This is a genomic window from Methylobrevis pamukkalensis (assembly GCF_001720135.1).
In the GTDB taxonomy this organism is placed as follows: Bacteria; Pseudomonadota; Alphaproteobacteria; order Rhizobiales; family Pleomorphomonadaceae; genus Methylobrevis; species Methylobrevis pamukkalensis.
Map to the genome: position 1 here is coordinate 1 of NZ_MCRJ01000094.1, position 18,360 is coordinate 18,360.

The window sequence follows — 18,360 nt, forward strand, 5'->3', positions numbered from 1 at the left end:
CGCCGGCGGCCGCCCCGACCGTCCCCGCGCCGCCGGCAAAACCGTCCCGTCCGGCGCTGCTGCCCCTGCAGCCGGCGCCGCGCAAGACGCGGCTGAAGATCGCCCGCGGCGTCGCGGCGATCGACGGCCGGCTCGACCTCCACGGCCTCACCCAGGTCGACGCCCATGCCCGGCTGATCCACTTCGTCACCGCCTCCCACGCCCGGGGCGCCAAGGTGCTGCTGGTGATCACCGGCAAGGGCGGCGCCCCGGCCCCGGGCTTCCAGGGCCTGCATCTGCCGGAGCGCGGCGTGCTGCGCCGGGTCGTGCCGCTGTGGCTGGCCCTGCCGGACCTGCGCCGCTACGTTCTCGGCTACGAGGAGGCGCATTTCGTCCACGGCGGCGCCGGCGCGCTCTACGTGTTCCTGCGCGGCCGCAAGCCGGGCCGGACGCCATGACGGCCGCGCGCAGTCGGGGGACGATGGAAGGGGGGACGCCATGACGCCCTTCGGCGCACGGCTTCGGGAGATGCGGCGCCGCAAGGGCGTGACCATGAGCGAGATGGCCACGGCGCTCGGCGTGTCGCCGGCCTATCTCAGCGCGCTGGAACACGGCCGGCGCGGTCGCCCGACCTGGTTCATGGTCCAGCGCATCATCGCCTATTTCAACGTGATCTGGGACGAGGCGGAGGACCTGCAGCGGCTGGCCGAACAGTCCGACCCGAAGGTCACCCTCGACACCGCCGGCCTCGACCCGAAGGCAACGGAACTTGCCAACCTTCTCGCCCGCGACATCGGCAAGCTGGCGCCCGCCGCGCTGGACCGGCTGATCGCCGAAGTGAAGAAGGGGACGGCAGAGGGGTGAGCCTGCCCCGGCCCGGGTCCCGGCACGCGAGGCGCCGGAACCGCAGAGGTCGGCCCTCTACCCGTCCAGCCTCATTCCAGGCCCTCGAACAGCGCCGTCGACATGTAGCGCTCCGCAAAGGACGGGATGATCAGCACGACGGTCTTGCCGGCGAACTCCGGCCGCCGGCCCACCTTCACCGCCGCCGCGATCGCGCCGCCCGAAGAGATGCCGACCGGGATGCCCTCGAGCCGGGCGGCGAGGCGGGCATACTCGAAGGACTCGTCGTTGGTGACCGTGACGATCTCGTCATAGACCGACGTATCGAGGATCTTCGGCACGAAGCCGGCGCCGATGCCCTGGATCTTGTGCGGGGCGGGCGAGCCGCCCGAGAGCACCGGGCTGTCGGCCGGCTCGACGGCGACCACGCGGACCCCCGGCTTGCGGCTCTTGAGCACCTGGCCGACGCCGGTGATCGTGCCGCCGGTGCCGATGCCGGAGACGAACACGTCGACCTCGCCGGCGGTGTCGTTCCAGATCTCCTCGGCCGTGGTCTCCCGGTGGATCTGCGGGTTGGCGGGGTTCTCGAACTGCTGCGGGATCACCGCGTTCGGGATCGTCGCCACCAGTTCCTCGGCCCGGGCGATCGCGCCCTTCATGCCCTTGGCGGCCGGCGTCAGGTCCAGTTCGGCGCCGAGCAGGCGCAGCATCTTGCGCCGCTCCAGCGACATCGATTCCGGCATGACCAGGATGATGCGGTAGCCCTTGGCGGCGGCGGCGAAGGCGAGCGCGATGCCGGTGTTGCCCGACGTCGGCTCGATCAGCGTCGAGACGCCCGGCGTGATCGTGCCCGCCGCTTCCAGCGCCGCGATCATGGCGACGCCGATGCGGTCCTTGACGCTGGCGATCGGATTGAAGAACTCGAGCTTGGCGACCAGCTTCGCGCCGACACCCTTGTCCTTCGCGATCTTGTCGAGGCGCACGAGCGGCGTGTCGCCGATGGTGTCGATGATGGAATCGTAGATGCGGCCACGGCCTCTGGTCTCAGCCATCCTGTCCTCCTCGCTCGGTCCGGGCGGTGACCCGCCCCGTCGTTGCTGCGACACTAGACGCAACGCCGGCAGTGGGGAAGACCGGGGCGGGCGCCGTGGCCGGTCCGGCAGACGATATCGTTGCAGGATCAGGCCCCGGCGCGGAAAAATCTTCCACCGTGCGGCGCTGCCGGGTAGAGGATGAACACGCGCAACGTCGGTGCGCAGGCGTCTTGAACCGCGTTCGCAGGCTCTCCATATTCGGTTCACGGGCACCGGCCCGGACGGATGCCGCAAGGGTCCGGAAGATCAAGGTCGCTTCCTTGGAGGGCTTTGACCAGTGACGCGAATGACCACCTTCTCCAGCCCCTTCCTGCTGGGCTTCGACGAAATCGAGCGGGCGCTCGACCGCGTGTCGAAGGCGACCAGCGACGGCTATCCGCCCTACAACATCGAGCGGCTGGCGGCCGAGGGCGCGCGCGGCGACGTGATCCGCATCACGCTGGCGGTGGCGGGCTTCACCCGTGACCAGCTCGACGTCAGCATCGAGAACAACCAGCTGCTGATCCGCGGCCGTCAGGTCGATGACAGGGCGCGCGAGTATCTGCACCGCGGCATCGCCGCCCGGCAGTTCCAGCGCAGCTTCGTGCTGGCGGAAGGCATCGAGGTGCTGAGTGCCGACCTGCGCGACGGCCTGCTGGCGATCGATCTTGCCCGGCCGCAGCCCGAACGGGCGAGCCGCCGCATCGAGATCAACGTGGCCGACTGACGGGCCCCTCGCGGCCACGCCGGGCGCTATCTGAACCTTAATGTGCAGTCGCCAGACTGCAAACCATGCCGCGGCACCGCCCGGGCCGATCCGTCCTGTCGAAACGACATGGAACGCTTCGCGTCCGGATCCGGTTAGTCATCCAGGAGGGGCAGCGGTTTCCCTCCGCGGGCGTGCCGGAGCATCGATCCGCGCCTCCAGAAGGCCGGAGCTTAGGAGAATGCCATGAACGAGAAGATGGATGTCGAAACCACGGCTGCGCGGGACTACCGCAAGATGCCGGACACGGATTTTGCCGCCCTCGGTGACGGCGTGGTCGCCTACATCCGCCCGATGACCTCGGACGACGTGACGGCGGCCTTCCCGCAGGCGCCGCGGCTTGCACCGGGGCTCGAACTCTGGGCCCTGCTGTCGGCGGACGGCACGCCGATCCTGATCACCGACGACCGCAATGCGGCGATCGCCAATGCCCGCGAGAACGACCTCGTGGCGGTCAGCGTCCACTGATCGCCGCGTCGCCGGCCGGCCCGGATCGCTGATCCTGAGGCTGCGCCGCGGTAGTGGTCAGGCCGCGTTGGACGCCGGCGGCTGGGTGAGGAGCGTGTAGATCTTGGTCGCGTCGGTGGTGGCGCGCATCTTGGCCGCCACGGCCGGGTCGCGCAGCACCCGGGCGATGCGGGCCAGCGCCTTCAGATGGTCGGCGCCGGCCGATTCGGGCGCCAGCAGCAGGAACATCAGGTCCACGGGCTCGTCGTCGAGCGCGTCGAAATCGATCGGCTTGTCGACGCGTGCGAACACGCCGACCAGGCGGTCGAGGTTGACGAGTTTGCCGTGCGGAATGGCCACGCCATGGCCGACGCCGGTCGAGCCCAGACGCTCGCGTTGCAGAAGCGTGTCGAAGATTTCGCGCTCCGGCCGTCCGGTGACGGCGGCGGCCTTGGCGGCCATTTCCTGCAGCGCCTGCTTCTTCGAGTTCGCCTTCAGATGCGGTATCACACCATCAACCGTCAGAAGGTCACTCAAATCCATGATTCAGTTCCCGCCTGGTGGCCGTCGTCCGAAGCCTTTTCAGGACGGCGGCCTTCCTTTGGTTGTCGCACGGAACCAGCAGATCTGCTGAAGACTCAGCCTGTGCCCATACTAGGCACGAAGCTGATTCAACCGGAAGCCTGCAGTTCATTCAATGACGGATCGACCCAGCCGATATTTCCGTCCGGCCGCCGGTAGACCACGTTGATCACCCCCGACGCCGCATTCTTGAACACCAGCACCGGCTGGCCGGTGAGATCGAGTTCCATGACCGCCATGCCGACCGTCGAGGTGCGGATGCGCTGGGTGGTCTCGGCGACCACGACCGGCGAGAAGTCGTCCGGCATGTCGTCCTCGTCATCCGGGGTCGCCAGGATGTAGGCCTGCGCATCGATCGCGTCGGCACGATCGTCGCCGTTGTGGTGGCTCTTCAGCTTGCGCTTGTAACGGCGCAGCCGCTTTCCGATCCGCTCGGCCGCCTGATCGGCAGCCGCATAGACTTCGTGAGAGCGACCATGCGCCTGCAGCACCGTTCCGGTGTCGAGGTGAATGTTGCAGTCGCTCGCATAACCGGAGCCTTCCCGCTCGACGACCACGTGTCCCGTGTAGCCGCCGTCGAAGTATTTGCCGAGCGCCTCGGAGATTTTTGCCTCGATATGCTCGCGCAGCGCCTGACCGATGTCGACGTTCTTGCCGGTAATGCGAAGGTTCATGTCAAGACCCCTGACTTGCGTTGTTGGTTATGGAACCACCGTGGTTCGGGGTAGAGGCGCCACCGTGAAGAGGCACCACCTCAACAGATAAAACGCTCCGTCGACATATGCCATAGCGCCTTCGAAAAACGCTCGGCACGGTGAAAGGGTCCGCCGGCAGGGCGGGTCCGCGAGACGGGCCAGGCCGATGATCCCGGTCCGGTGATCCCTTCCGTCATTCGCCGGTCGGTGATCGTCGGACAGGCTCTCGGACGGCGAGACGCCGTCTCCGGTCGGCAGCGACCTAGACCGGACCGGCGGCAAGGTCAATGCGCAGATTGCCGGGGAGCCGCCCGGAGAGGAGGTTTCGCACAGGTCGGAGGAGATTTTCCCGGGAAAGAAGCCTGACCCGGCTGGTCAGGAGGTCAGCGCCTGCTTCTGGCGGCGCCGCTGCACCGACGAGGCGATGCGCATCGCCTCGCGATATTTGGCCACCGTGCGCCGGGCGATGTCGACGCCCGCGTCGCGCAGCGCCTTGACGATCGCGTCGTCGGAGAGGACGTCGTTGGGGTTCTCCGCGTCGATCATCTGCTTGATCCGGTGGCGCACGGCCTCGGCGCTGTGGGCGTCGCCGCCCTCGGCGGAGGCGATCGACGAGGTGAAGAAATATTTGAGCTCGAAGATGCCCCGCTCGTCGCCATGTACTTGTTGGAGGTCACCCGGCTCACGGTCGATTCGTGCATGCCGATCGCCTCGGCGATCATCCGCAGGTTCAGCGGCCGCAGATGCTCCACGCCATGGGCGAGGAAGGCGTCCTGCTGGCGGACGATCTCGGTCGAGACCTTGAGGATGGTGCGCGCGCGCTGGTCGAGGCTCTTGACCAGCCAGTTGGCGGTCTGCAGGCACTCCGACAGATAGGCCTTCTCCGCGTCGCCGCGGGTCGTCTTCGACACGGCGGCGAAATAGGCTGGTTGACCAGCACCCGCGGCAGGGTCTCGCTGTTGAGCTCGATCGCCCAGCCGCCGTCGCTCGCCGGGGTGACGATCACGTCCGGCACCACCGGCTGCACCACCGTGTGGCCGAAGACGTTGCCGGGCTTGGGGTTGAGCGCGAGGATCTCGCGGATCATGTCGGCGAGGTCCTCGTCGTCGACCTTGCAGATCCGCTTCAGGTGGGCAAGGTCGCGCCGGGCCAGCAGGTCGATGTGGGCGAGCAGCGCCTGCATCGCCGGATCATAGCGGTTCTTGTCCTTCAGCTGCAGCGCCAGGCATTCGGCGAGGCTGCGCGCGCAGATGCCGGCCGGCTCGAAGGTGTGCAGGATGGCGACCACCTCCTCCACCAGGGCGGGGGTGACGCCGAGCCGCTCGGTGAAGGCCTCCATCTCGAGGCGCAGGTAGCCGGCCTCGTCCACGGCGTCGATCAGCTCGCGGCCGATCAGCCGGTGCACGGGGTCGCTGGCGGCCAGCATCAGCTGCTCGGCGAGATGGTCGTGCAGGGAGATCTCGCCGGCGACGAAGGATTCGAGATTGTAGTCCTCGCCGGAGCCGTTGCGTCCGGAGCTTCCCGACCAGCTGTCGCCGGCCAGTGCCCCGGCATCGACCGTCTCGGCCCGCTCGCTTGGCCCGTCCTCGGGAAAGACGTTGTCGATGTCGGTGTCGAGCACGCTGCTGACGGCCTCGCCGGTCGGCGCGCCCTCGGTTTCCAGCCAGTCGGACGATTCGGCGGCGGCGCCCGGTGCGGTCTCGAACCGTTCGTCGGCGTCCGCAGCCGGGGCCTCGCCGCCGTCGGTACGCTCCAGCAGAGGATTGCGCTCGAGCTCGGCATCGACGTAGGCGACGAGATCCATGTTGGAAAGCTGGAGCAGCTTGATGGCCTGCATCAGCTGCGGCGTCATCACCAGCGACTGGCTGTGTCTCAGTTCGAGGCGGGCCGAAAGCGCCATGGATCGCCGATCACTCCCGGAGAATGGTCCGTTTTTTGCTTCAACGGGGAAGTTATGGCATCCGGCGCGGAAACGTCAAAGCGTAAATTGCTCGCCAAGATAAACGCGGCGGACGTCCGGATTGGCGATGATCTCGTCCGGGGCGCCTTCGGTCAGCACCGTGCCGCCGTGGAGGATGTAGGCCCGGTCGATCAGGCCCAGCGTCTCGCGGACGTTGTGGTCGGTGATCAGCACGCCGATGCCGCGGGCCGTCAGATGGCGCACGAGAACCTGGATGTCGCCGACCGCGATCGGGTCGACGCCGGCAAAGGGCTCGTCGAGCAGCATGAAGGAGGGGCGGCTGGCCAGCGCCCGCGCGATTTCCACGCGCCGCCGCTCGCCGCCCGACAGGGCGATCGCCGGCTGGCTGGCGAGATGGCCGAGGTGGAACTCGGCGAGCAGTTCTTCGAGATCGCGCTCGCGCACGGCCTTCTTCGGCTCCACCAGTTCCAGCACCGCACGGATGTTGTCGGCAACGGACAGGCCACGGAAGATCGAGGATTCCTGCGGCAGGTAGCCGATGCCGAGCCGTGCGCGGCGATACATCGGAAACGGCGTGATGTCGTAGCCGTCGAGGAAGATCCGGCCGTTGTCGGGACGGATCAGACCGGTGATCATGTAGAAGACGGTGGTCTTGCCGGCGCCGTTCGGGCCGAGCAGGCCGACGGCCTCGCCGCGGCGCAGCTTGAGGCTCACGTCGCGAACGACCTGGCGCTTGCGGTAGCTCTTGGCGATCCCGGCGATGACGAGGTCCGCCGCTGCCGCCTCTCCGGCCTCCCCATGCGCCTCCGGCTGCAGCCCTTGCGCAGGCCCGCTCACAGCGTCCATCTCACCGCTTCCATGCCCCGTGTCCCGCATCCATCGCTGATCATCCGGCCCCTCGCCCGCGGCGACGGGATCAATTGGTGGTGTTGTCGTCCTGGAGCGACTGCGGCTCGATCAGCATCTGCACCCGGCCGCCGTCCATCTTCGCCTGGCCGGACTCGATGTTGATCACGAGCCGCGGGCCGCGGATCACGTTCTCGCCCTGGGTCAGCACCACGTTGCCGGAGACGACGATGGTTTTCGCGACCGTGTCGAACACGGCCTGGTCGCCGCTGGCGGTCTGCGGTCCGGCCGAGACCAGCACCTTGCCGGCCGCGACGATCCGCTCGACCTTCTGCGCGCCCTCGCCGGCCTTGCCGAGATAGTGCACGGTCAGCGTGTCCGACTTCAGCACGGTCTGCTTCTGGCGGGCGACGACATTGCCGGAGAACACCGCCAGGCTGTCGTTCTCGCGCACCTCCAGCGATTCCGCCTCGAACTGGATCGGCTCGCCGCTGTCGACGCCGAGCCCGTCGAAGGCCGGCGGCATCGTTGCCGATTGCCGGGCGTTCTGTGCCCCTGCCGGTACGGCCGCCAGCAGGGCGAGCCCGAGCGCGAGGCCGGACCACAGGCTGCCGCGCGGGCCGTGTCGCTGGATCTCAGTTTTGCGTGCCATCCGCCCCCGCCTCCCCTGTGTCCGGTACCGGCAACGTCGCGTCGCCGTCCGACTGCCTGTCCACCGCCTTCGGATCGACGGTCATCCTGACGCCGTCCGTGAAGGTCACGGACCCGCGCTTCTGATCGACCTTCATGCCCTGCGCCTCCACCGACCCGAGGGCGGAGGAGAAGGCCACCGGCGCGTCGCTGTCGACCTGCCCGGTCTTGAGATCGATCGCCGCTTCCGACAGGTCGGCGGCGTTGCCGTCATTTGTACGGATGCGGATGTTCTTGTCGAGACGCAACTTTTCGCGCCCGGAATCGTAGATGCCGCTGTCGGCATCGAACTTGGCCCAGCTGCCGTCGGCCTGGCGGATCTCCGCCGCGATGCCGAACAGGCGGATCACCTTGGGGTCGTTGAAATCCTGCACTGCATTGGTCGCCGTCACCGTGTAGGTGCGCCCGCGACCGTCGCTGCCGGACAGGCGCGGCGCGTCCATCTGCAGGCCCTCGGCCGTGAGCGAGAGGCCGTCGATGCCGAGGCCGAAGCCGATCCGCGCCACCGCGCCGGCCCCGATCACCCCGAGGGCGACGACAAGGCTCAGCGCCGGCAGCAGCAGGCGCAGCCGCCGGACCCGGCGGCTGTTGCGAAGCGCCCGCTCGAAGTCGGCGACGCGCGCCGGATTGAGAGCTGCCTGTGCCGTCACCTGTGCTCCTGCCACCGTTTCCACGTCCGCGTCCGGCTTCACGCCGCAGCGTCAAGCATGGGGACGGGATCCGGCCGCAGTGTGGCGACCGTGTCTTGACCGATCGTCAAGATATGAGGGCTCGGCGGCCGGAAATCCAGCGCCGAGCCGCGGCGCCTGCGTCACATGTGCGCGAAGATGTCCGCTTCCGCCCAGCCGTCGAGGTCGAGGCGGGCGCGGGTCGGCAGGAAGTCGAAGCAGGCGCGGGCGAGATCCTCCCGCTCCTCGCGGCGGAGCATGGCGGTCAGCCGGTCGCGCAGGGCGTGGAGATTGAGGACGTCCGAGGCGGCATAGTGCAGCTGCGCCTCGCTGAGGGTCGCGGCCGCCCAGTCGCTGCTCTGCTGCTGCTTGGAGATCTCGATGCCGAGCAGTTCGCGCGTCACGTCCTTCAGGCCGTGGCGGTCGGTGTAGGTGCGCGTGAGCTTGGAGGCAATCTTGGTGCAGAACACCGGGCTCGTCACCACGCCGAAGGTCTTCTGCAGCACCGCGACATCGAAGCGCGCGAAGTGGAAGATCTTGGTGCGGGCCGGATCGGTCAGAAGCTTGCAGAGATTGGGCGCCTCGGTCTGGCCGCGGGCGATCTGCACCACGTCGGCGGTGCCGTCGCCGGGCGACAGCTGCACGACGCAGAGCCGGTCGCGGTGGGGATTGAGGCCGAGGGTCTCGGTGTCGATCGCGACGGCATCGCCATAGCGGTCGAGATCCGGCAGGTCGCCGGTGTGGAGGCGGATCGTCATCGTCGGGTCCGTTCGGGATGGGGCTCCGGCACGGAGCCGGAGGGCTGGCGGCTATCCATAGCCCGAACGTCATGCCGGTGCGACCTCAGAATGCGACCGGAGAATGCGGCTGCCATCGCAGCCCTCGGTGCCCCCGTCTCAGAGCGCCCCCGTCTCAGAGCGCTGCGGCGAGCGCCGCGCCGCAGGCGTCATGGGCCTGGCGCACCAGGCCGCAGATCCGGGCCGGCGACAGGCCGAGCCGCTGGGCGATCTCCTTCTGCGGCACGCCCTCGATCCGGTGCAGGGTGAAGGCGGTGCGGGCCGCCTCGGGCAGGGCCGCGATCGCCTGCTCCACCACCTTCAGCGCCTCGCAGCCCTCCATCACCTTGTCGGGGCAGGCGGCGCAGGCGGCCGGACAGGACAGGCCCTGCTCCTCGTCGGCAAACAGCCGGTTCTCGAAGCCGCGGCGGCGGGCGCGGTCGATCGCCAGGTTGCGCACCATACGGCCGAGATAGGCGTCCGGCGTGCCGATCTCCTCGGCCGCATCGCCGGAGAGCACGCGCAGCGCCGCGTCCTGCACCACGTCTTCGGCGAGGAACGGACAGCCGAGATAGCGGCGGGCGATCGCCATCAGCGTCGGGCGCAGCCGGTCGATCGCGTCGAGCAGGTCGCGGGAGGGGGCCGGCACGCGCGGCGCGGGCACACGGGCAACGGTCCGGCGGGGGAGAGGAAGGGCCGCAGCCGGGCCGGCGGAAGCTTCCGAGGACTGCCGCGCGGAGGCGAGGGCGAGCGTTGCGGATCGGGACACGTCGAGGCTCCTGAACTGTCGACGCGGTGGACGTCTCCCTTCTCAGCTACAAAACATGAGAAAAATAGTCAAGTTTAATCCCGGGGCCGCGATCCGATGTCCGGCGGAGCGGCGCGGCGGCGCAGATGCGGGCATTCCGGGCAGTGCGGGGCGCCGGGAAGCTCGTGGCCGAGGCAGCAGACCCGCCGCCAGGTGCGGCTGCCGCCGGCGCGCCGGCGCTCAGGCGCACCACCGGATCGAACAGGCGGTTGCGCCAGCCGTCCGGCCACTGGCGGCGCAGCAGCAGATGGCGGCGGTCGCGGGCGCGGTCGGCATGCGCCGGCACGGCTTCCAGCGCGCCCAGCACGGCATCGAGCCGCACGGCGACCTCGGACCAGAGCACCCGCGGCGGCGCGCGGCCATGGCGGGCAAGCACGGTGACGAGCGGGTCGAGATGGCCGCGCAGCAGCGGGAAGAACGCGTCGAAGGGATCGGCGGCGGCGGCCTCCCCGCCATGGGCAAGCACGAAGCCGGTCGGCACGGCCCGCGCATCAAGGAGCAGGCCGATCTCGCCGAGGGCCACCGGCAGGGCAAGGCCGAAGGCGACGTCGGCAATCACCACCGCCGGCACCAGCTTCTCCACATAGTCGCGCATCCACCGCGACGTGACCGCGCGCGCGGGCGCACCGGCATGCGCCTCGCCAGAGCCGGCAAGCACGGCCTCGAGCGTGCGCCGGTCGCGCAGCGCCGCCCCGGCGATCCGCCAGGAGGCACCGGACAAATCGTGTGCGCCGCGTAGGCCGCCGGAAAGACCCGTGCCGTCGTCCAGACACAGGCTATCGGTCGGCGGCCGGAGGCCGTCGACGCGAAACTGCGCCAGCGCAGAAAAGGCCGTCCACGCGGGGTCCTTCGTCATACGCAGCGATGACGAACCGGCGGCGGGAAAATTCAGCCTCCGCCGAACTTCAGCCGGAGGCGGAAAAGGCGCGCGCAGAACATCCGGCGGGGCAAGGGCGCCGCGGCAGCCGACGACGGCGGCGGCCACCCGGTGCGCGGCGGCGGCGGCGTCCACCGGGGCATGGCCGCCGAGCCGGGCGGCGACATAGGCGGCGCCGAAGGCGTCCCCCGCGCCGGTGGTGTCGACCGGCGTCACCGCCGCGCCGACCGGAACGAGGGTCCGATCACCATTCGCGGCAACGAGACAGGGGCGGCTGCCGTCCTTGACCACGACCTCCGTGCAGCCGGCGGCAAGGAGGCGGACCGCAAGCTCATGGGCATCGGCCGGCCCGCCCAGCAGGGCCTCGTCGTCGAGGGTCGGCAGGGCGAAGTCGGCCAGCGCATAGGCGCGGGCGTAACTGGCGGCGGCCGTCGCCGGACTGTCCCACAGCCGAGGGCGATGGTTCGGGTCGAAGACGATGCAGGCGCCGGCCTCGCGCGCGGCGGCGAGCGCCGCCAGCAGCCGGTCGCGGCCGTCCGGATCGAGGATGGCGAGCGTGATGCCGGTGACATGGACAAGGCGCGCACCGGCAAGGCCGGCGGCCAGCACCGCCGGATCGTCGGCAAGGCTTCGCGCCGCCGACTGTCCGCGCCAGTAGCTGAAGGACCGTTCTCCGGCATCCAGCATGACGAGATAGAGGCCGATCGAGCGGCCGGGAATCGCCCGCAGAAAGGCCGTGTCGATCCCGGCGCCGGCGACAAAGGCCGTCAGTTCCGCGGAAATCCGGTCGTTGCCGATCGCCGACAGAAAGCGGACGGGCGCGTCCGGAGCCAAGGCGCGGCAGGCCCAGGCGGCGTTGAAGGCGTCGCCGGCAAAGCCGAGGCCGTAGGCGCCGGGCGCCGCATCCGAGGGCGCCACCTCGGCCATGCATTCCCCGACGAAGACGAGCGGGCCGTCCCCGCGGGCGGGCGGGACCGGCATCGCGGCGTCACACGTCGAGGTTGGCGACGTTGAGGGCGTTGGCCTGGATGAACTCGCGGCGCGGTTCCACCTCGTCGCCCATCAGGCGCATGAAGATGTCGTCGGCCTCCATCGCCTCCGAGACCCGCACCTGCAGCAGCGAGCGGACCGACGGGTCGAGCGTCGTCTCCCACAGCTGCTCGGCGTTCATCTCGCCGAGGCCCTTGTAGCGCTGCATGGTGATGCCCTTGCGGCCGAGGCCGAAGATGGCGTCGAGCAGTGCGCGCGGGCCGCGCACCGGCGTCTCGGTGTCGCGCCGGCGCAGGATCGCGGCCTTGCCGTAGATCTCCTGCAGGTGCAGGGCGTGGCCGTCGAGCTTGCGGGCGTCCTGCGAGGAGAGCAGCGCCGGGTCGATCGTGGTTGCATCCTTGACGCCGCGCACGGTGCGCTCGAACAGCAGCGTGCCGTCGTCGCGGGCAATGCCCTCCCAGCCGCGCTCGTATTCCTCGGCGAGGATGTCGAGCCGGCGGGCGACATAGGCCGCGGCGGTCAGCGCCTTCTCGTGGTCCGACAGGATCTCGGCGTTGAGCGCGCCGGCAATCGCTGCCTGCTCGACCACGGCGCGGTCGTAGCGGGTGTGCAGCCCGTCGAGCACGCTGCGGATCTGGCGGGCACGGTTGATGATGGCGCGCAGGTCCTCGCCGGCGCGCACCTCGCCGCTCGCCAGCACCAGCGAGCTGTCGTCGAGGCCGTGGTCGATCAGGAAGTCCTCGAAGGCGCGCTCGTCCTTGAGATAGGTCTCGGACTTGCCGCGCGTCACCTTGTAGAGCGGCGGCTGGGCAATGTAGATGTGGCCGCGCTCGATCAGCTCCGGCATCTGCCGGAAGAAGAAGGTCAGCAGCAGGGTGCGGATGTGGGCGCCGTCGACGTCGGCGTCCGTCATGATGATGATCCGGTGGTAGCGCAGCTTGTCGGCGTTGAACTCGTCGGCGCCGATCGACGTGCCGAGCGCGGTGATCAGCGTGCCGATCATGTCCGACGACAGCATCTTGTCGAAGCGGGCGCGCTCCACGTTGAGGATCTTGCCGCGCAGCGGCAGGATCGCCTGGTTGGCGCGGTTGCGCCCGCTCTTGGCCGAGCCGCCGGCCGAGTCACCCTCGACGATGAAGATCTCCGACTTGGCGGGGTCGCGCTCCTGGCAGTCCGCCAGCTTGCCGGGCAGGGAGGCAACGTCGAGCGCGCCCTTGCGCCGGGTCAGCTCGCGGGCCTTGCGCGCCGCCTCGCGGGCAGCCGCCGCCTCGCAGACCTTGCCGATGATCACCTTGGCCTCGGCCGAATGCTCCTCGAACCAGGTCGAGAAGGCCTCGTTGAGCGCGCCCTCGACCACCGGCCGCACCTCGGACGAGACCAGCTTGTCCTTGGTCTGGGAGGAGAATTTCGGATCCGGCACCTTGACCGACAGCACGCAGGTCAGGCCTTCGCGGCAGTCGTCGCCGGTCAGCTGCACCTTCTCGCGCTTGGCGATGCCGCTGGTCTCGGCATAGGCGGTGACCTGCCGGGTCAGCGCCGCGCGGAAGCCGGCGAGATGGGTGCCGCCGTCGCGCTGCGGGATGTTGTTGGTGAAACAGAGCACATGCTCGTGGTAGCTCTCGTTCCACCACAGCGCCGCCTCGACGACCACGCCGTCGCGTTCCGACAGGGTGATGATCGGTTTCGACACCAGCGGCTTCTTGGAGCGGTCGAGATAGCGCACGAAGGCCTCGAGGCCGCCGTCGTAATGCAGTTCCTCGACGCGCGGCTCCACGCCGCGCAGGTCCGACAGCAGGATCCGGACGCCGGAGTTGAGGAAGGCCAGCTCGCGCAGCCGCCGTTCCAGCGTGGCGAAATCGAACTCCACCATGGTGAAGGTCTCGATGCTGGGCAGGAAGGTGATCTCGGTGCCCTTGCGGCCCTCGGAGGGACCGACGACCTTCAGCGGCGCCACCGGGTCGCCGTGCTGGAAGCGCATGTGGTGCTCGTGGCCGGCGCGCCAGACCTTGAGTTCGAGCCAGCTCGACAGCGCGTTGACCACGGAGACGCCGACGCCGTGCAGGCCACCGGAGACCTTGTAGGAATTCTGGTCGAACTTTCCGCCCGCATGCAGCTGGGTCATGATGACCTCGGCCGCCGAGACGCCTTCGCCGGTGTGGATGTCGGTCGGGATGCCGCGGCCGTTGTCGGACACCGTGCAGGAGCCGTCCGGATTGAGCGTGACGCGCACGTCGGTGGCGTGGCCCGCCAGCGCCTCGTCGATGGCGTTGTCGACCACCTCGTAGACCATGTGGTGCAGGCCCGAGCCGTCGTCGGTGTCGCCGATATACATGCCGGGGCGCTTGCGCACCGCGTCCAGCCCCTTGAGCACCTTGATCGACTGGGCGCCGTACTCCTCGGCAGCCTGAGCGGTATCCGACATGACGGTCCTTGATGTTATTGCAGCCTCGATCTGCCTCCTGTCATAGAGACCCGCGCCGCGCACGGCAACCAGAGGCACAAACTGCTGATCTGACACGAAAATATGGCGCCGCCGCGGCTCACCTCGCGCAGGCCCTGCCGCAGGGTTCCGCTGATTCGCGGCGCGGCTGCATCCGGCCGGTGCCAGGGGGTGGTCCCCGGGCGCCCTTTCTCTGCTGGATATGGTGATTTCCGGCGATTTTTCAATGTTTTGCCAGCGCTGTCCCTGGCGGCGCCGCAGCGTAGGATGCCCGCAGCTGACGCAAGGGCGACGCGCGCGACATTTCCGGGCAGCCCGGCACAGGACGCGACGGAGCGCCGCCCGTCCACAGGAAATGCGTCCTCAGAGGACGGAAATCTGCCCCGACGCGGCATGGAGCACCTGCGCGCCCGAAAAGGGCGTGAACATCGCCGCGTCGGTGCCGGTCAGGAAGGCCTGGGCGCCGAGCCGGTCGAGGAGCCCGGCAAGGGCTTCGCGGCGGACGGGATCGAGATGGGCGGTGATCTCGTCGAGCAGCAGCACCGGCGTCATGGCGGCCAGATCGCGCACCAGCCGGGCGTGCGCAAGGACGAGGCCGATCAGCAGCGCCTTCTGCTCGCCGGTGGACGAGAGCGCCGCCGGCATGTCCTTGGCGCGGTGGCGCACGGCAAGATCGGCCCGGTGCGGGCCGACCAGCGTGCGCCCGGCCGCCCGGTCGCGGGAGCGGCAGCTGGCGAGGTCCCGGGCGTACCAGTCCTCCACCTCGGCGGCGCTGGCCGCGTCGAGGGCGCGCTCCAGATCGCCCTCGAGGGCGAGGCCTGCGGCGGGAAAGATCTCGTCCTCGCTCCGGCCTTCGTCCACGAGGCGGGCGAGGCAGGCGACGGTCTCGCGCCGGGCCGCGGCCACCGCCACGGCCAGGTCGACGATCTGCGCCTCGACCGCGTCGAGCCAGGCCGGATCGGCGCGGTGATCCTCCAGAAGCCGGTTGCGCCGGGTCAGCGCCTGCTCGAAGGCGACGACGCGCCGGCCGTGGGCCGGGTCGAGCGACATCACCAGCCGGTCGAGAAAGCGGCGCCGGTCGGCGGCCGGCCCGCTGAACAGGCCGTCCATCGCCGGCGTCAGCCACATGACGCGCAGATGCTCGGACAGGATGTCGGAGGTCTTCTGGAGAACGGTGTCGATCCGCACCTGGCGCAGCGTGTCGCCGGCCACCAGCCCGGTGCCGATCCGCACGTCGCCGACCGCCCCCGACACGTCCGCCGCCACGGCCCAGCCGCCGCTGCCGCCGACGCGGGCGACCTCGGCCAGCTGCGCCCGGCGCAGGCCGCGCCCCGGCGAGAGATAGGAGATCGCCTCGATGAAATTGGTCTTGCCGGCGCCATTGTCGCCGACGATCACGACGGTGCCGGCGTCGATCGCGACGCGGGCATGCGCATGGTTGCGGAAATCGGTCAGGCGGAGGCCGGTGATGCGGACGGTGCGCGCCTCCGCGGCGGTGGTCACCCCGGCCTCACACCCGCATCGGCATCAGCACGTAGAGCGTGTCGGTGTCGCCCGCGTCCTGGATCAGCGTCGGCGAGCCCGGATCGGCGAGGCGGAAGATCGCCATGTCGCTGCCGAGCTGGGAGGTGATGTCGAGCAGGTAGCGGGCGTTGAAGCCGATGTCGAGCGGGTCGGAGTCGTAGTCGACGTGGACCTCCTCGGTGGCGCTGCCCGAATCCGGGTTGACCACGGTCAGCACCATCTTGCCCTCGGTCAGCGTCAGCTTCACCGCGCGGCCGCGCTCCGACGAGATGGTCGAGACGCGGTCGACGGCCTCGGCGAAGTCGGCCTTCTCGACGCGCAGCTCCTTGTCGTTGCCCTGCGGGATCACCCGGCCGTAGTCGGGAAAGGTGCCGTCGATCAGCTTGGAGGTCAGCACCACGGCGCCGACGCTGAGGCGGATCTTGGCGTCCGACAGCTCGACCAGCACCTCCTCCTCGGGCTCCTCGAGCAGCTTCTGGATCTCGCCCACGGTCTTGCGCGGCACGATGATGCCCGGCATGCCCTTGGAGCCCTCGGGCGCGGCGATGTCGGTCTGGGCCAGGCGATGGCCGTCGGTGGCGACCGCGCGGAACTTCGGCCCCTCGGCGGTGTCGACCGTGTGGAAGTAGATGCCGTTCAGATAGTAGCGGATCTCCTCGGTGGAGATCGCGAACTGGGTCCGGTCGATCAGCTTGCGCAGATCCTTGGCCGGCATCTTGAAGCGGTGGCTGAGCTCGCCGGCCGAAATGTCCGGAAAGTCGGTCTCGGGCAGCATCTGCAGCGAGAAGCGCGAGCGCCCGGAGACGATGGTGAGCGCGCTGCCGTCGGCGGTGGTCTCGAGGCTGACCTGTGCCCCGTCGGGCAGCTTGCGGACGATGTCGTAGAACATGTGCGCCGGCACGGTGGTGGCGCCGGGCGCCTCGACCACGGCGGCCACGGTTTCCAGCGCGTCGATGTCGAGATCGGTCGCCTTCAGCTGCAGGTCGCCGCCGGAGGCGCGCAGCAGCACGTTCGACAGGATCGGGATCGTGTTGCGCCGTTCCACGACCCGGTGGACGTGCGTGAGCGACTTCAGGAGATGGGTTCGCTCGAGTGTCACGCGCATCTGTCTTGTCCGCTCCGTCTCGGGTGCAGGCCCTGCCGAGACAAGTCCTGCAAAGGGCGCCTAACTTGCACGAGGCACCTGTGCAAGGAAAGCCTCTCTATCATCGGCGGCATCACAACGAAAGACACCGCCGGGCAAAGCCCCGCGGTGTCCTCGACGCTCAGGCCTGGCCGGATCAGTTTTCCAGCATGCGGCGCAGGATCTCGAGCTCCTGGGACAGCGCGTCGTCCTTGCCGGCGAGGTCCTCGACCTTGCGCACGGCGTGGAGCACCGTGGTGTGGTCGCGGCCGCCGAAGCGCCGGCCGATCTCGGGCAGCGAGCGCGGGGTCATGGACTTGGCCAGATACATGGCGATCTGGCGCGGCCAGACGATCGACCGGGTGCGGCGGCTCGACAGGAGATCCTGCTTCGACACGTTGTAGTGCTTGGAGACGATCCGCTGGATGTCCTCGATCTTCACCTTGCGCGGGTCGGTGGCGCGGATGAGATCGCGCAGCGTCGCCTCGGCCATGGCCAGCGAGATCGGCGCGCCGGTCAGCTGGTTGTGGCCGACGAGGCGGGTGACGGCGCCTTCCAGGTCGCGGCCCGAGGTCGTCACGTTGCGGACGATGAAGTCGACCACGTCCTCGGGCACCGTGAAGCCCGGATGCTGCTGGCGCGAGGCCTCGATGCGGCGGTCGATGATCGAGCGGCGCAGCGTCTGGTCCGGGGCGCCGATCTCGACCAGAAGGCCGCCGGCAAGGCGCGAGCGGACGCGCTCGTCGAGGGTTTCGAGCTCGATCGGCGGCCGGTCGGCGGCCACCACCACCTGGCGCGAGCCGTCGATCAGCGAGTTGACCGTGTGGCAGAACTCCTGCTGCAGCTGCTTGCCGTGCAGGAACTGGACGTCGTCGATCAGCAGCACGTCGATGCCGCGCAGCGCGTCCTTGAAGGCGATCGCCGAATGGGTCTGCAGCGCCTGCACGAAGCGGTACATGAACTGTTCGGCGGTCAGATAGAGCGCCTTCACCTCGGGCCGCTGCTCGCGGATCTCGTTGGCGACGGCCTGGAGAAGGTGGGTCTTGCCGAGGCGACCGTGGCGTGGACGAACAGCGGATTGAAGGAGACGCCGGAGGCGCGCGGACCGGCCGCGACCTGACGGGCGGCGGCGAGCGCAAAGCGGTTGGCGCCGCCCTCCACGAAGCTGGCCAGCGTGAAGCGCGGATCGAGCGGCGAGCCGGCGTCTTCAAGGGCGGTTGCAGCCGAGGCCGCGGCCGAGCCACGGCGGCGCTCTCGCGGCTCGGCGCCGAGGCGGCGCGCGGCGCGGGCGCAGGCGTCGGGGCGATGGGGG

Annotated in this window: 16 protein-coding genes and 2 pseudogenes; 4 read left to right on the forward strand and 14 right to left on the reverse strand. The window is 69.5% G+C overall.

What is annotated here, in order from left to right; all coding sequences use genetic code 11:
• On the forward strand, nucleotides 1-437 hold a 437-nt coding region (locus A6302_RS14820), incomplete at its 5' end, for a Smr/MutS family protein (protein ID WP_069307694.1).
• A gap of 40 nt (nucleotides 438-477) precedes the next feature.
• Nucleotides 478-843, forward strand: a complete 366-nt coding sequence (locus A6302_RS14825; RefSeq protein ID WP_069307695.1) for a helix-turn-helix domain-containing protein — start codon at nucleotides 478-480, stop codon at nucleotides 841-843.
• Nucleotides 844-914: 71 nt separating this feature from the next.
• On the opposite strand, the gene cysK is transcribed toward A6302_RS14825, so the two are convergent.
• Nucleotides 915-1,874, reverse strand: a complete 960-nt coding sequence (cysK, locus tag A6302_RS14830) for a cysteine synthase A (protein ID WP_069307696.1) — start codon at nucleotides 1,872-1,874, stop codon at nucleotides 915-917.
• Between the two features lie 319 nt (nucleotides 1,875-2,193).
• On the opposite strand from cysK, the gene A6302_RS14835 reads away from it, so the two are divergent.
• Complete coding sequence (locus A6302_RS14835) at nucleotides 2,194-2,622, forward strand: Hsp20 family protein (protein WP_083255801.1); 429 nt, start codon at nucleotides 2,194-2,196, stop codon at nucleotides 2,620-2,622.
• Nucleotides 2,623-2,859: 237 nt separating this feature from the next.
• Nucleotides 2,860-3,129: a BQ00720 family protein gene (locus A6302_RS14840; RefSeq protein ID WP_069307708.1), complete on the forward strand. Its 270-nt coding sequence runs from the start codon at nucleotides 2,860-2,862 to the stop codon at nucleotides 3,127-3,129.
• Between the two features lie 57 nt (nucleotides 3,130-3,186).
• Here A6302_RS14840 and ptsN read toward each other — a convergent pair whose 3' ends face one another.
• The 13 genes and pseudogenes from ptsN to dnaA form a co-directional block, all read right to left on the reverse strand.
• Nucleotides 3,187-3,651 (reverse strand): PTS IIA-like nitrogen regulatory protein PtsN, encoded by a 465-nt coding sequence (ptsN, locus tag A6302_RS14845; RefSeq protein ID WP_069307698.1) that lies wholly within the window; start codon nucleotides 3,649-3,651, stop codon nucleotides 3,187-3,189.
• A gap of 128 nt (nucleotides 3,652-3,779) precedes the next feature.
• Complete coding sequence (gene hpf / locus A6302_RS14850) at nucleotides 3,780-4,364, reverse strand: ribosome hibernation-promoting factor, HPF/YfiA family (RefSeq protein WP_069307699.1); 585 nt, start codon at nucleotides 4,362-4,364, stop codon at nucleotides 3,780-3,782.
• Between the two features lie 396 nt (nucleotides 4,365-4,760).
• A pseudogene (rpoN, locus tag A6302_RS14855) lies at nucleotides 4,761-6,285 on the reverse strand (RNA polymerase factor sigma-54).
• A 75-nt stretch (nucleotides 6,286-6,360) separates the two neighbouring features.
• Nucleotides 6,361-7,152, reverse strand: a complete 792-nt coding sequence (lptB, locus tag A6302_RS14860) for an LPS export ABC transporter ATP-binding protein (RefSeq protein WP_069307700.1) — start codon at nucleotides 7,150-7,152, stop codon at nucleotides 6,361-6,363.
• A 70-nt stretch (nucleotides 7,153-7,222) separates the two neighbouring features.
• Nucleotides 7,223-7,804: an LptA/OstA family protein gene (locus A6302_RS14865; protein WP_083255803.1), complete on the reverse strand. Its 582-nt coding sequence runs from the start codon at nucleotides 7,802-7,804 to the stop codon at nucleotides 7,223-7,225.
• Nucleotides 7,788-8,492: an LPS export ABC transporter periplasmic protein LptC gene (gene lptC / locus A6302_RS14870; RefSeq protein ID WP_069307701.1), complete on the reverse strand. Its 705-nt coding sequence runs from the start codon at nucleotides 8,490-8,492 to the stop codon at nucleotides 7,788-7,790. Before lptC ends, A6302_RS14865 begins: the two co-directional genes overlap by 17 nt.
• 161 nt (nucleotides 8,493-8,653) lie before the next feature.
• The gene (locus A6302_RS14875) at nucleotides 8,654-9,268 is read right to left on the reverse strand and encodes a ribonuclease D (RefSeq protein ID WP_069307702.1); all 615 of its coding nucleotides are present in this window, start codon (nucleotides 9,266-9,268) and stop codon (nucleotides 8,654-8,656) included.
• A gap of 154 nt (nucleotides 9,269-9,422) precedes the next feature.
• Nucleotides 9,423-9,950: a sigma-70 family RNA polymerase sigma factor gene (locus A6302_RS14880; protein WP_083255804.1), complete on the reverse strand. Its 528-nt coding sequence runs from the start codon at nucleotides 9,948-9,950 to the stop codon at nucleotides 9,423-9,425.
• Between the two features lie 151 nt (nucleotides 9,951-10,101).
• On the reverse strand, nucleotides 10,102-11,952 hold the full coding sequence (fhuF, locus tag A6302_RS14885; RefSeq protein WP_069307703.1) for a siderophore-iron reductase FhuF: 1,851 nt from the start codon (nucleotides 11,950-11,952) through the stop codon (nucleotides 10,102-10,104).
• Between the two features lie 7 nt (nucleotides 11,953-11,959).
• Nucleotides 11,960-14,383 carry a DNA topoisomerase (ATP-hydrolyzing) subunit B gene (gene gyrB, locus A6302_RS14890; protein ID WP_069307704.1) on the reverse strand — a complete coding sequence of 808 codons (2,424 nt, stop codon included), beginning with the start codon at nucleotides 14,381-14,383 and terminating at the stop codon, nucleotides 11,960-11,962.
• A 381-nt stretch (nucleotides 14,384-14,764) separates the two neighbouring features.
• Complete coding sequence (recF, locus tag A6302_RS14895) at nucleotides 14,765-15,904, reverse strand: DNA replication/repair protein RecF (protein WP_069307705.1); 1,140 nt, start codon at nucleotides 15,902-15,904, stop codon at nucleotides 14,765-14,767.
• Nucleotides 15,905-15,911: 7 nt separating this feature from the next.
• Nucleotides 15,912-17,030, reverse strand: coding sequence for a DNA polymerase III subunit beta (gene dnaN, locus A6302_RS14900; RefSeq protein ID WP_069307706.1), 1,119 nt, complete (start codon nucleotides 17,028-17,030; stop codon nucleotides 15,912-15,914).
• 175 nt (nucleotides 17,031-17,205) lie between these two features.
• Nucleotides 17,206-18,360: pseudogene (dnaA, locus tag A6302_RS14905) on the reverse strand (chromosomal replication initiator protein DnaA); the annotation flags it as partial.

Coding starts and splice junctions, on each gene's coding strand:
- A6302_RS14825 (WP_069307695.1), top strand. CDS start 478: ATGACGCCCTTCGGCGCACGGCTTCGGGAGATGCGGCGCCGCAAGGGC.
- cysK (WP_069307696.1), bottom strand. CDS start 1,874: ATGGCTGAGACCAGAGGCCGTGGCCGCATCTACGATTCCATCATCGAC.
- A6302_RS14840 (WP_069307708.1), top strand. CDS start 2,860: ATGGATGTCGAAACCACGGCTGCGCGGGACTACCGCAAGATGCCGGAC.
- ptsN (WP_069307698.1), bottom strand. CDS start 3,651: ATGGATTTGAGTGACCTTCTGACGGTTGATGGTGTGATACCGCATCTG.
- hpf (WP_069307699.1), bottom strand. CDS start 4,364: ATGAACCTTCGCATTACCGGCAAGAACGTCGACATCGGTCAGGCGCTG.
- lptB (WP_069307700.1), bottom strand. CDS start 7,152: ATGGACGCTGTGAGCGGGCCTGCGCAAGGGCTGCAGCCGGAGGCGCAT.
- A6302_RS14865 (WP_083255803.1), bottom strand. CDS start 7,804: ATGGCACGCAAAACTGAGATCCAGCGACACGGCCCGCGCGGCAGCCTG.
- A6302_RS14875 (WP_069307702.1), bottom strand. CDS start 9,268: ATGACGATCCGCCTCCACACCGGCGACCTGCCGGATCTCGACCGCTAT.
- fhuF (WP_069307703.1), bottom strand. CDS start 11,952: ATGCCGGTCCCGCCCGCCCGCGGGGACGGCCCGCTCGTCTTCGTCGGG.
- gyrB (WP_069307704.1), bottom strand. CDS start 14,383: ATGTCGGATACCGCTCAGGCTGCCGAGGAGTACGGCGCCCAGTCGATC.
- dnaN (WP_069307706.1), bottom strand. CDS start 17,030: ATGCGCGTGACACTCGAGCGAACCCATCTCCTGAAGTCGCTCACGCAC.